At 40.3% G+C, this 12,815-nt stretch carries 12 protein-coding genes; 7 read left to right on the top strand and 5 right to left on the bottom strand.

Annotated features, from left to right (window positions below):
- Positions 1 to 70 precede the first annotated feature (70 nt).
- The gene (locus COR50_RS13305) at positions 71 to 1,351 is read right to left on the bottom strand and encodes an APC family permease (protein ID WP_098194439.1); all 1,281 of its coding nucleotides are present in this window, start codon (positions 1,349 to 1,351) and stop codon (positions 71 to 73) included.
- Between the two features lie 245 nt (positions 1,352 to 1,596).
- On the opposite strand from COR50_RS13305, the gene COR50_RS13300 reads away from it, so the two are divergent.
- From COR50_RS13300 to COR50_RS13270, 7 genes are all read left to right on the top strand, one after another.
- The gene (locus tag COR50_RS13300) at positions 1,597 to 2,292 is read left to right on the top strand and encodes a phosphatase PAP2 family protein (protein WP_098194438.1); all 696 of its coding nucleotides are present in this window, start codon (positions 1,597 to 1,599) and stop codon (positions 2,290 to 2,292) included.
- 128 nt (positions 2,293 to 2,420) lie between these two features.
- Entirely contained in the window at positions 2,421 to 3,971 is a 1,551-nt protein-coding gene (locus COR50_RS13295; protein WP_098194437.1) for an ArnT family glycosyltransferase, read from the top strand.
- 108 nt (positions 3,972 to 4,079) lie between these two features.
- Entirely contained in the window at positions 4,080 to 4,757 is a 678-nt protein-coding gene (locus COR50_RS13290) for a response regulator transcription factor (protein WP_098194436.1), read from the top strand.
- 4 nt (positions 4,758 to 4,761) lie between these two features.
- Complete coding sequence (locus COR50_RS13285; RefSeq protein ID WP_098196231.1) at positions 4,762 to 6,054, top strand: sensor histidine kinase; 1,293 nt, start codon at positions 4,762 to 4,764, stop codon at positions 6,052 to 6,054.
- 139 nt (positions 6,055 to 6,193) lie between these two features.
- On the top strand, positions 6,194 to 6,943 hold the full coding sequence (locus COR50_RS13280; protein WP_098194435.1) for a COG4705 family protein: 750 nt from the start codon (positions 6,194 to 6,196) through the stop codon (positions 6,941 to 6,943).
- A 61-nt stretch (positions 6,944 to 7,004) separates the two neighbouring features.
- Entirely contained in the window at positions 7,005 to 7,433 is a 429-nt protein-coding gene (locus COR50_RS13275; protein ID WP_157760825.1) for a PepSY-like domain-containing protein, read from the top strand.
- Positions 7,434 to 7,436: 3 nt separating this feature from the next.
- Positions 7,437 to 9,848 carry a TonB-dependent receptor domain-containing protein gene (locus COR50_RS13270; RefSeq protein ID WP_098194433.1) on the top strand — a complete coding sequence of 804 codons (2,412 nt, stop codon included), beginning with the start codon at positions 7,437 to 7,439 and terminating at the stop codon, positions 9,846 to 9,848.
- A 200-nt stretch (positions 9,849 to 10,048) separates the two neighbouring features.
- Here the strand turns inward: COR50_RS13270 and COR50_RS13265 are convergent, their stop codons facing one another.
- The 4 genes from COR50_RS13265 to COR50_RS13250 all read right to left on the bottom strand — a co-directional run bounded on the left by COR50_RS13265 (position 10,049) and on the right by COR50_RS13250 (position 12,763).
- Positions 10,049 to 10,804, bottom strand: coding sequence for an SDR family oxidoreductase (locus tag COR50_RS13265; RefSeq protein WP_098194432.1), 756 nt, complete (start codon positions 10,802 to 10,804; stop codon positions 10,049 to 10,051).
- A gap of 82 nt (positions 10,805 to 10,886) precedes the next feature.
- Positions 10,887 to 11,267 (bottom strand): helix-turn-helix domain-containing protein, encoded by a 381-nt coding sequence (locus COR50_RS13260; protein ID WP_198405644.1) that lies wholly within the window; start codon positions 11,265 to 11,267, stop codon positions 10,887 to 10,889.
- Between the two features lie 227 nt (positions 11,268 to 11,494).
- Positions 11,495 to 12,121: an FMN-dependent NADH-azoreductase gene (locus COR50_RS13255; protein ID WP_098194431.1), complete on the bottom strand. Its 627-nt coding sequence runs from the start codon at positions 12,119 to 12,121 to the stop codon at positions 11,495 to 11,497.
- A gap of 60 nt (positions 12,122 to 12,181) precedes the next feature.
- Entirely contained in the window at positions 12,182 to 12,763 is a 582-nt protein-coding gene (locus COR50_RS13250; protein WP_098194430.1) for a Crp/Fnr family transcriptional regulator, read from the bottom strand.
- Between the last annotated feature and the right edge of the window lie 52 nt (positions 12,764 to 12,815).

Below are 12,815 nucleotides of genomic sequence, written 5' to 3'. Positions count from 1 at the left end.
TGCCCATCTTTCTAAAAACTAAAATTAACTAGTCGATTTAACGAAAGCATCCAAGTACAGTACATATAAATCATTCAGCATTATTTTGACTACGTTTATAAATCCATTCGCTTAAAAAACAACTTATGAATATTGCCAACGTAACATAGATGCCTGCCCTGTTTGAATTGTATTGTTGAGCAATAAGAATGGCCAATGCTGCCAAACACATAAAAAATCCCAGTAATGGAACAATTTTATTACCCTTGATAGATTGATATAATTTGAAACTGGCAAAGTTTACCGTTGCGAAAATAAATAAGAAACCCACGCTACCGGCAGTAGATATGCTCTCCAATTCCAGCAGATTGACTAAGACCAATGTAGATACGGCAGTAATCATCAATCCAACGGGTTGGTTCCACAGCATCATGGTGAGATGCTTCGGCAATTCATTATCTTCAGCCAGCTCGTAATTGACGCGGCTGCCACCGTACAAAGATGCGTTAATAGCTGAAAAAGTTGACAATAATGCCGCTACCGTGATAATGAAAAACCCGGCTTTTCCAAGCATCGGCTTGGCCGCTTCTGCAAGCACATAGTCTTCAGCTTTCGCAATTTCACCGAAAGGTAGCGAACCAACGGTAACGATAGCGATAAGAATATATAATATGATAACGAATATCACTGAGTAATAATAGGCTCTCGGGATATTTTTTTGCGGGGAAATAATATCAGGCGCCGCGTTGGCAATTAATTCAAATCCCTCGTAAGCAACGAAGATAACCATCCCACCTGTAAGAAATTTTACCGGCGTTACCCAGTGTGTTACGGCGAGTTGATCTATATTAGAGTTGCCGAACAAGCCGTACAAACCAATGATTACAAAAGTAATTAGGATAACCAACTTGATCGTTACCGCGTAAGATTCGATTTGTCCTACCACCTTGATACTATAATAATTGATCATAGTTGCCAAAATGATTATGAAACTCGCGTATATATGGAAGTCTATTTTCCTGCCGAATATCTCCAGCAAGTTAGGCGCGTAAGACCCAAAGGCCGATGCATAGAGGGATAGCATTATTATATAGCTGATCCATAACAGGTTATTGACGCCACCGCTAAACACCGATTCCCCGAAAGCCTCGTTAATAAAACGGACGGTACCGCCTTTATCAGGGTAAGCCAGGGAGAGTTTTACATAACTATAGCAGGTTATCAATGCAATGATACCCGCGAATAGAAATGCGACCGGCGTAGCGCCTTCTGCTAATGAAACCGCCAAACCAAGAACAGCGAATATCCCACCGCCCACCATCCCGCCTATCCCGATTGAAATAGCTTCTTTCAGGCTTATTTTCTTATCCATAGGCTGTAAATTTTATGTAGTAAAGGCAATAATGTTACAAAAATCGAATGCTGGTAATAAGTTGAAACGCATTGAACCTTCCCGGTGGTTAAATAATTGTTTCTATTAGATTATTTAATCATTAAGGTCTTTTCCAAGTATTTTGATGTATAATAATTCATTCTATTTTCACGTCCATATCATGTGATTGAATATATGGAAAATATTTAGTTAATATATAATCCAGTTCTTCAAATCATCAAATTATGGACCTACAACTAGTTAGCACGCCCGGCATAACGAAGCCTGCATATGTAAAGTTGCGAAAAATGAATCCATTTTTCATGCTTTTCATCTTTTGGAATATCGGTATGATCTTCATTTTCTTCAATGCCAGTAAAGAGCTCGCATTTATTTCCATCAACCATTTTAGAAGTTTCGCGGGCGATATTTTCTTCTCCGTATTTTCATTCCTTGGTAACGGAACGATTCTCATTCCGCTTGCATTGCTATTTATTTACCAAAAAAAATATAAATACTTAGCAGGACTTGTAACGAGCGCCTTATTGAATACATTATTGGTGAGTTGGTTAAAACATGCCTTCGACCATTTCCGCCCGCTAGCATGCTATGGAGAAAATGTTGTACAGACGGCAAGTTGGATTACTTTATATCAAAAATATTCATTTCCCTCCGGCCACACTGCTATCGCATTCTGTATTGCATTGTACATGTCGCTTGCCTATAGAAAGAATCCATACATCGCTATGGCGGCTTTCTTAGCAGCTTGCCTAACAGGATACTCAAGGGTTTATTTGGGGGAGCATTTCCTGGAAGATGTTTGGTTCGGATCCGCAGTGGGCGTTTGTACCGCATATATATCATTTATTGCCATTGAGTATATATTCAAAATAACATCCTGGAAGCGTAAATACAATACCTTTGAAACCATAAAAATTTAGATACGAAGTATTATCCAGCGTTCAAGCTTACATAATTCTTATTAATTTTATATTACAGCAAATAGCCGGGGAAGTTTCAAGTACAATTGGGATGCAAATATTACTGTTGATCAATAACGATATTATACATGTATAGCTTTAAATATTCCCGTTATACTTATTATATTATCATAGTATCTTTTGTTGCTAGGTGTATTCTTTCCATTTCATTTCAACTCGGAAACGACGAATCGTATTATTTCACATACGCGGTACAACCGGATTGGAATCACTTCGATCACCCACCGCTGGTTGGTTTATTCATAAGGATGTGTACGTTCAACCTGCATATCGTGAACGATTTCACGTTGCGGTTAACGGCTATTATCAGCGCGGCTGTCAGCACTTACTTAATTTTCTTAATAGGAACTTCCATTAAGAATAGCCGTACAGGGTTTATTGCAGCGGTTTTGTACAATGCATCCTTTTACAGCGGTATCATTGCGGGTTTATTTATCTTGCCCGATTCACCGCAAATGGTATTTTGGTTGGCGGCTATATATACCGCGATCAAACTAATAATTGGCAACGCGCCCACTAAAGAAAGGTTGTATTTTATACTATTCGGCCTTTACGCCGGCTTAGCTACGATGTGCAAGATACACGGCGCCTTCCTCTTCACCGGGTTGGGCTTGTACTTTTTACTATGCGACCGCAGCTATTTTAAAAAGCCAAATTTGTATATTTCCCTGTTAATTTACCTGCTTATTATTTCCCCGATCCTGCTTTGGAACACCGGGAATGATTTTATTATGTTCAAGTTCCAGGGGGAAAGGATCCAGGTACACCGTGCTTTTGTAAACTTCAATTCCTTCATCACAACACTATCGGGACAATTATTCTACAACAACCCGATCAACATAATTATATATATCCTTTGTGCCGGAAAAGTCAAACAGGTATTTCCCAAAAACAAAATACCTAACGCACTAAAATGTTTTGCCTTACCCATAATTATCGCGACCTGTTTCATTTCCCTGTTCAGAACAACCTTGCCGCACTGGAGCGGACCGGGATTTATTCCGCTTATGCTTCTTTCTGGTTCTGTTATAGATGCATATATTGACAAGGGCAAATATCGATTACAGCGCTGGATGTATGCTTCGGCAAGCTTAATGATTGTTGCGGTCATACTTTCTGTGCCCCTCATCAATTTTTATCCCGGTACGATAGGCAGTAAACAGATGCCCCGGTTTGGCGCCGGTGACTTTACCTTGGATATGTACGGATGGAAAGACATGAAAAATGAATTTTCGAAGATACGTCAGCTCGATATAGATAACGGCCTCATGTTGCCCGGCGATCCGGTCGTGATAGATAAATGGTTCCCGGCCTGTCATTATTATTTATATATAACTTACCCGCTTAAAATACGTACCGTAGGACTCGGAAAAATCAACAGCCTGCATAAGTTCGCCTGGTTAAACCGGTTGGAAGGTAATATCAAGAAAGGGGAAAATGCTTATTATATCAATACTTCGGAAAACTATAAAGATCCGGAGGCCATATATGTTAATGACTTCGAAAAGATAACGCTGGTAAAAAGAATTTGGCAGCAGCGTAATCAAAAAGAGGCCCGCTACTGGGAAGTATACCGGCTGGAAGGCGCCAGGAGGGAATTGGGGACGCCCGTAGAATAGTTAAACAAAGATATAGAATATACATATTTATACAATTGATTATCAAACATTTAATTATAAATAATACTAATTCAAATTTCCTTCGAATTTGGGGTTTAGGTTCGTAGCATGAAAATTCTGCTTATTGAAGATGAACGGGAATTAGCGCAAAGCATCATGGAGTACTTGGGCAAGGAAAATTATACCTGTGAACGGGCCTCCACGTTTAGAGAAGCAGTTGCCAAGATCGATGTTTATCACTATGATTGTATCCTCCTGGATATTACTTTGCCGGATGGTGACGGATTAAAAATTTTAGACCAATTAAACCGCGATGATAAGCAAGATGGCGTCATCATCATTTCCGCGAAAAATTCGCTCGATGATAAAGTGAAAGGCCTGCAAGAAGGAGCGGATGATTACCTCACCAAACCTTTCCATTTACCGGAGCTGACTGCAAGAATTTATTCTGTCATCCGCAGGAAACAGTTTAACAATTCCAATATTGTTCGCCAAGATGAATTAGAAATTGACCTTTTGGCTAAAACGGTTTCTTCTAATGGACAAATCATTGCTCTTACAAAAAAAGAATTTGGATTACTCATATTATTCATCGGCAACAAGAACCGGGTACTTTCCAAAAGCACCTTGGCAGAGCATCTTTCAGGAGATTTCGCGGATATGCTGGATAATTTTGATTTCGTATATGCCCATGTTAAAAACCTGAAGCGGAAACTTAACGAAGCAGGCTGTACACAGTATTTGAAAACCGTGTATGGCACCGGGTATAAATGGGAAAGTAATTAATATCATGAAACCATTACTGAGCAAAGCTACCAAGCCATTCTTGATATATGTCCTAATCGTGTTGGTAGTAAGTGTACCGATCTACTACCTAGTTGTTGACGCGATTTGGAAAGCGGAACTGGATGAACATAATAAAATTATCGCCGAAAAGACAGCATACGGATTGGGGCAACTCCAGCTTACGGCAGACAAGCTGGGTAAAAGCATCGAACTATGGAACAGCATCCAGCCCGGTACAAGCATCAGGCAATTGCAGGCCGGGGAAAATAAAGGGGATAGTACTTACACCGTGGAGAAACAAAGAGTATATAGCAAGAGCGAGATTATAGATCGCTTCCGTTGCTTGAATACAACTATAGCCATTAACGGGAAACCATATAGATTTTCCGTGGAAACGAACATCGAGGAATCCGTGGAAACGATCGCGGTCATCGCCGCCGTAACAATTTTCCTATTCTTATTGATCGTGACCGGGTTACTGCTATTAACGAGGAGACTTTCCAGTACCGTTTGGAAACCTTTTCATAATACCCTGGATACGTTGAAAACATTCCAGCTAAACAGTCATGCAAATATTGAATTTGAGCAAACAAGCACCCTTGAATTTGAAGAGCTGAATGCTTCCCTGGCTAAGCTGATCGATCACAGCGTAGCGACATATAAATCTCAGAAAGAATTTACTGAAAATGCTTCCCACGAATTGCAAACGCCATTAGCCGTATTAAAAAACAAACTTGATATTTTACTGCAAAGCGATGATTTAACTGAAAGACAATATAACATCGCGGAAGATATGAACAAAGCGCTGATCAGGAGCGCTAGAATTAATAAAAACTTGTTGTTGCTAGCCAAGATAGATAACAATCAATTTATAAATTCAGAAAATATCGTATTCGACCCATTAGTATTGCAATGCATAGATGGCTTAAAGGAACATTTTGAACAAAAGCATTTAAGCATTGAAACGTCCACCAGCGAAAATATCAGGCTAAAGGGCAACAGCAGCTTAACCGAGATTTTAATAAACAACCTGTTACTGAATGCTGTTCGTTATACCCAGCCGGGAGGCCGCGTTAAAGTGCGTATCTCGGGGCAGGGAATTTATTTTATCAACAGCGGTGAATCCCCCCTTAACCGGGATTTATTATTCAAAAGATTTACGAGATTATCATTTGATAAGAATGGTAACGGCAGCGGTTTGGGATTATCAATAGTAAGGGAAATATCGCGTTTTCACGGTTGGCAAGTAAACTATTCATTTGAAAACGGGTTTCACATTTTCGCTGTTATTCCCTGAAATAAACCTGCTGATATGCTAAACGATCATCCCGTGTTATTCATATTAAAAATACCTTAACATTCCCGGGGTATTGTATTAATCTCCCTTGCATTCAGATTTTCTTCTAAATCTCGAAATAGGTTTGTAAATAAAAGCTATGAAGCAGATAAACAAGGTAGCACCGATCACATTGCTATTCTGGTTAATGAAAATCGTGGCTACGACCCTGGGGGAAACACTGGGCGATTTCATTTCAATGACCCTGCACAGTGGATATATAGTAGGCATAATGATTACGCTCAGCATCTTCATCGTTGCACTCTTCGTACAACTATCATCCGAAGAATACGTCCCGGCAAAATATTGGTTCGTCATTATAGGCACTACAACCCTAGGAACAGAAATATCGGACTTCATGGACAGAACCTTACATTTCGGTTACCTATTGGGCAGCCTGTTCTTAATGGTCCTATTAGTAATCACCCTGGTACTTTGGCACAGGAAATTCGGAAACCTCGAAGTATACCCTATATACCGAAGGAACCAGGAAGTCTATTTCTGGACAGCAGTACTTATCTCTAACAGCCTCGGTACAGCTTTTGGCGATTTCCTCAGCGACAACCTGGGGCTCTCCTACTTGCAAGGATCTTTGGCAGCCGGGATCATTATATTGGTTGTAGTGATGCTGCATTATTTTACCCGGCTGAACTCGATCGCTTTATTCTGGATCGCCTTCATTTTTACAAGGCCTTTCGGTGCAACATTCGGTGATCTGCTCACCAAACCGGTATCCACCGGGGGGCTGGACCTGGGCACGCTCAATGCGTCCGTAGTTTGCATCGTATTAATGGCGATTATGATTATTATCTCGCATTCATTACATCCATCATCCAAGCAATCCGCTTGATGTTCCAAATATATTCTAAATCACTTCGGAAAATTGCATGGTACCATTAAAACACTCCATCATGAAAAAATTATTATTGCTGCTATTAGCCATTCTCTGCGTAGGAATTACAAATGCGCAAAAGTTACCCGGAAAAGATGTTCCTAGCATTGTAAAATCAGCGCTGAAAAGCAAATTCCCAAATGCAAAACAGGTTAAGTGGGAACAGGAAAAGGAACATTACGAAGCAAGTTTTAAATTAAATAAAAAGAACTATTCTGTACTGATAGGCACACCGGGGAATATATTGGAAACAGAAGAAGAGATCAAGATCGAAAACTTACCGGTAAAGGCAAAAGCATACCTCGCGAAAAATTATGCAAAGCAAAAAATTAAGGAAGCTGCAAAGATTACAGATCATAAAGGAATGATTACTTACGAGGCTGAAATAGGTGGAAAAGACATCATCTTTGATCTTCAGGGGAATTTTTTGCGGGAGGTAAATGCATAGCAGATGAATAAATTATGGTTACTCCTCGTATTATTAGGTAGTCTCTATACCAGGACCGGTTTTGCGCAGGTAAAGTCGATCACCGTTTCAGGGATGATAAAAAACAAAAAAGATCATAGCGCGATGCCTTACGTGAATGTCGTGGTAAAAAATGAAAAGGACAGCTCATTTGTAACCGGTACCCTCTCCGGTGAAGACGGGCGGTTCTCCATCAATGGAATCAAACCGGGAAATTACCTTCTAGATGTATCATTTATGGGTTTCGCCAAGAAAGTGCAGCCATTGTTTATCGGCAGCCTTTCCCCCTTCCTGGACATACCGGCAATTGAACTGGAAGGGGCAACCAAAGAACTCAATGGTATCACCGTTATTGCCCAAGCTGGCAAGGCCGGTATCAAATTGGATAAGAAAACCTTCAAGATGGCAGATAATATTAGCCAGGGCGGAGGCTCAATTCTTCAAGGCTTACAAAATTTACCGGGTGTTACCGTGCAGGATGGGAAAGTTCAGCTACGCGGTAACGATAAAGTGACGGTACTGATCGATGGTAAACAGACTGCTATAACAGGCTTCGGCAGTCAATCCGGGCTGGATAATATCCCGGCTTCCGCGATCGATAAAATAGAGATCATCAATAACCCTTCATCGAAATATGATGCTAATGGTAATGCCGGGATCATCAACATTATCATGCATCAAAACAAACAGCAAGGCTTTAACGGCAAGGTTGGCATCACGGCAGGCTTGGGCTCACTTTGGACCAGGAAAGCGAATTTGCCTTCAATACGGCCACAATACAAAGCTACGCCAAAGATCAATCCTTCGCTATCCCTTAACTACCGGAAAGAAAAAGTGAATATTTTTTTCCAGGCCGATGATTTATATACCCATACCTTAAACAAGAACGAATTCGTAACCCGCACCTATGACGATGGCGCCATTATTAAATCACAGCTAAAGCGCAACAGGAATACGAACTTCTTCACGGGCAGAACCGGTGTTGATTGGTTGATTGACGGTCAAAATACGCTGACCGTTTCAGGTATGTTTGGCAGCGAGAAAATCATTGACAGGGGCGATCAACCATTTTTCAATGAAGACTTGTCAAAACGGCTTCGCCTTTGGCAGTTTTTGGAAGATGAGCTAAAAACCACAGCGATGGCTACCACGACCTTCCAACATAAGTATAAGGAAGCCGGGCACCTGCTCAATATCGGGTTCAATTATACTTTTCACAGGGAAAACGAGCAATATTTCTATCACAATTACTTGCCCGCATCAAGGGGTACCGATGCATTCAAACTGTTATCAGATGAACAGGTGTTCGATCTTAATATCGATTATTCCAAGCCATTGCGCTACGGGAGAATAGAAACCGGTTTCAAGTTACGCAACAGGCGCATTCCCACTAATATGGACTTCAGACCGGGAGAGAACTCCGTATTGGATACCGATGCCGGAGGTTGGGCCAAGTATAAAGAATTTATACCGGCGCTTTACGGCAATTATATTTATGAGAATGAAAAATGGGAAGCCGAGCTAGGGTTGCGACTAGAATATGTAAAAATACGCTATGATGTCAATCCCGGCCACAGCACCTATAAAAGTGATGGATATGACTATAGCCAACCATTTCCCAACTTAAGGATGGCCTACAAACTGGATGATCATAACAAGCTCTCCGTTTCCTACAACCGTAGGGTAGACAGACCGAATGAAGTTGATATCCGTATTTTTCCAAAATATGACGATGCGGAAATTATCAAGGTGGGCAACCCCGCCCTGCGTCCGCAATTTACTAATTCTTTAGAGCTGGGTTATAAAACCACCTGGGAGAAAGGTTATATGTATACCGCGTTATACCACCGCTTTGCAAACGGTACAATAACGAGAATATCCAGTATCATACCCGGCAGCACTTTGATTTATGCCATCTTCCAAAATGCAGGGAAAAGCTACAATACAGGCTTTGAAGCGATATGGAACCAAAATGTTTCCGAAAACTATTCATTTAATTTGAACGGCAATATTTACAGGAATCAAATCGATGCCTTTTCCGTTGAAAACTTATATCCCGAGCCTAACCCCTATTCCTCCAACCTGCAAACTGCCATATCGGGCAACCTTAAACTAAACAATTCACTCCGATGGGGTAACAGTTGGAATGCACAACTAACCGCAACTTACTGGGCGCCGGATATTATTCCGCAGGGAAAGATTTCTGCCAGGTTCTCAATGGATGCAGGACTCAAGAAATCAATTCAGAAGGGAAAGGGAGAAATTGTCATGAATGCTACCGATCTTTTGAATACGATGGTTATTAAAAAGCAAATCGATGGAGTCGGCTTCCGATACAGCAGCGATGACTACTATGAAACCCAGGTAATACGGCTGGGTTACAGCTATAAATTCTAAATAAGATTATTCGAAACAAGACTCATTGGCCAGGTTAAGCAAGAAAAAATTCAAGAATAAAGTGGCTAGATCAAAAGTATTTTACAGTCCTTGACAATCGTGTAAATAAAATTTGTACCCATCAGGTACACGAATAAAAAGAGGCCGGATCAACTTTTGATCCGGCCTCTTTAGCATTCTCGAACAAAATACTATTTCCCTTACCGCGTGGTGTACCCACCATTCGCGAAAATGGTTTGGCCGGTAATCCACCATCCGTCGGTTACCAAAAATTCTATCAAGGGAGCAATGTCCTTGATATCCGTTAATCCACCCAAAGCCGAAGCAGATTTATGGTAAGCAACGGCATCATCAGATTCCTGGCCGTAGAAAAATGGCGTATCCATTGGCCCGGGAGCTACACCCGTAACCGATATTCCCCTATTTCCAAACTCCTTGGATGCCATCCTGGTAAAATGTTCAACAGGCGCTTTAGCCCCAGCATAAGTGGAATATAAACCCGTGTATGCAGCTAAAAGAGAGGTAACGATCGTACAAATTTTCCCATTATCATTCAATGCTCTACCCGCTTCCTGGATAAAGAAATATGCTACTTTCGAGTTGATATCGAACATGGTATCATACTCTTCTTCCGTTGTTTCCAGGAAAGGTTTCTTCAGCACCATCCCGACCGTGTTGATCGCGATATCGATTCCCCCGAACTTAGATACCGTTTCGTTAAAGAGTTTTTTAATATTTTCAAGTTTCGTTAAGTCAGCTTGAAAAAGAAATGCTTCGCCACCATTCTTCGTGATATCGGCCAATGTTTTTTCCGCATCTGCTTTTGTGCCATTACTGTTGTAATGGATGGCTACTTTTGCACCCTTTGCTGCAAAATCACGGCTTAATAAGCCACCTAAGTTCTTGGCGCCGCCAGCTATTAGTACAACTTTTCCTTTTAAATCGTTTCTTGCCATCTGGATTGATTTTAAATATGTAAATAGATAAAACAAAGATGACAAAACCCGGATTGTTGATCGTGGTGAACTTTTCGGAACTTTATTTTTGTTGTTCTTTCCTGAATTGACCCGGGGTAAGGCCAACAAATTTTTTGAAGAATTTTGAGAAGTTGGAAGGATCGTAAGTCAGTAACCTGGCGATTTCGGAAGTGGATCGATCTGTTTCTAGCAGCATCTTTTTGGCGCTTTCAATTATTTTTAAATCATAAAAGTAACAGGGATGATGCCCCGTTTCCTTCTGGATCGTATCCGTAAGATGTTTATGCGAAATATATAACTGGGCCGCAATTTGGTTAATCTCCATAAAATCGGGCGCCTTCCCCGATATAACATCCGGAACATGCGTATCAAGGAATTGAAAATACGCGTCCTTAATTTCTTTGCTTCTCTTTAATACATCTCGATTTGTTGTATCCATCATAATTTTTTCTACGCCCAATAAAACAATGATAGTGGAATTTACGGAATTCTTTCCGCTTCGTTAAGATTAATTATATCCGCCCAAGGTGAGTTGATAAAGTATTTGATCGGAATCCTATCTTTTCAATTAAATGCTAAATATAAATCCATCATTGCCCCGATGGAAATTAAAAAAGGGAATGTTCACAGATGTGACGGATCTACCCCTATGACATTCCCTGCTATATTTCACCGGATCGACCGTATTTTTTCGAATATTTCTTCCTTCGATTGCTCGAATATTTCACCCCCAAATTCTTCGTTATCAAGAGAAATAGTCGTAACATCACCTACTCCCATAATACCGAGAATAAATTTCAAATAAGTAGTTTGAAAATTCATATGACTGTTTTTCTCATTTTCCCCATAACCGGTATCCCCGCGACTGGAGAGTATAAAAGCCTTCTTATTATCGAGCAATCCTACATAATCTCCATCGGGAACACCCGATCTAAACTTCCATGTTTCATGGATCCGCATCACTTGATCCAGGTATGCTTTTAAACCGCTGGGTATTGACCAATTATACATGGGCGTTGCAATCACGTAAACATCGTGTTCCTTTAGCTCCTTTACCAGCTCATTGCTAAGTTTCAAAGCTTTTTGATTCTCTCCGGTTCTATTGGCTGGATGGATAAAAGCGCCGGCAATCCAGGATTCATCGATCGCTGGAATTACATTGATGCCCACTTCCCGGAAGGTAAATAAGTCGCCGGGATATTTAGCTTTCCAGCTTTCCTCGAAAAGGGTGGATAATTTACGGCTATAGGACCTCTTATCCCTAACACTGGCATTAATAATCAAAATTTTTCTCATTGCTTAATTCTTTTATAAAGCAAATGTTTTGATTATTACGTTCAAAAATATTGACCTAGTTCAAGAGAATTTATTTTTTTTGATCCTGCTTAAAAATTCAGCAGACATCCCCAGGTAGGATGCGATCAAATATTGAGGCACCTTGGAAGCGATAGAGGGGTAATTAGCTAAAAAATCGAGATACCGTTGTTCAGCATCAAAAACATTGTTATAAACAATCCTTTTCTGCAAGGTGCTAACATATCCTTCCAATATGATCCTAAAATACCTTTCCAGTGAAGGAATTTCGGACAATAATTTTTGAAAGGAATGATGATCGATCTGTAAGACCGATGTTTTCTTAATAGTTTGTATGTTGTATATAGAGGGTTTTTGTTTTGAGAAACTTTCTATATCCGTGGCCCACCAATCATCAACCGCAAAATAGAGAATTTCTTCTTTACCATTTTCTGCATTGATATAAAAAGCCTTGACTACACCTGAAAGCAGGTAATTATCATAGCGGCAAATATTACCTTCCCTTAACAGGTACTCTCCTTTCTCCAGGGTTTTACTCAGCCAAAAATTTTCAAATACTGAAACTTCGGCAGGACTTAATTTTAGGAATCGAGAAATGTTATTTATCAATGGATTGATGTTCATGATGCTGTATAACTTTCAAATAGAAATACAATAATATGCCTTCATTGGAAGA

The organism is Chitinophaga caeni (genome assembly GCF_002557795.1).
Classification (GTDB): Bacteria; Bacteroidota; Bacteroidia; order Chitinophagales; family Chitinophagaceae; genus Chitinophaga; species Chitinophaga caeni.
The sequence above is the reverse complement of the archived record's forward strand: the minus strand, read 5'-3'. Positions and strand labels throughout refer to the sequence as shown.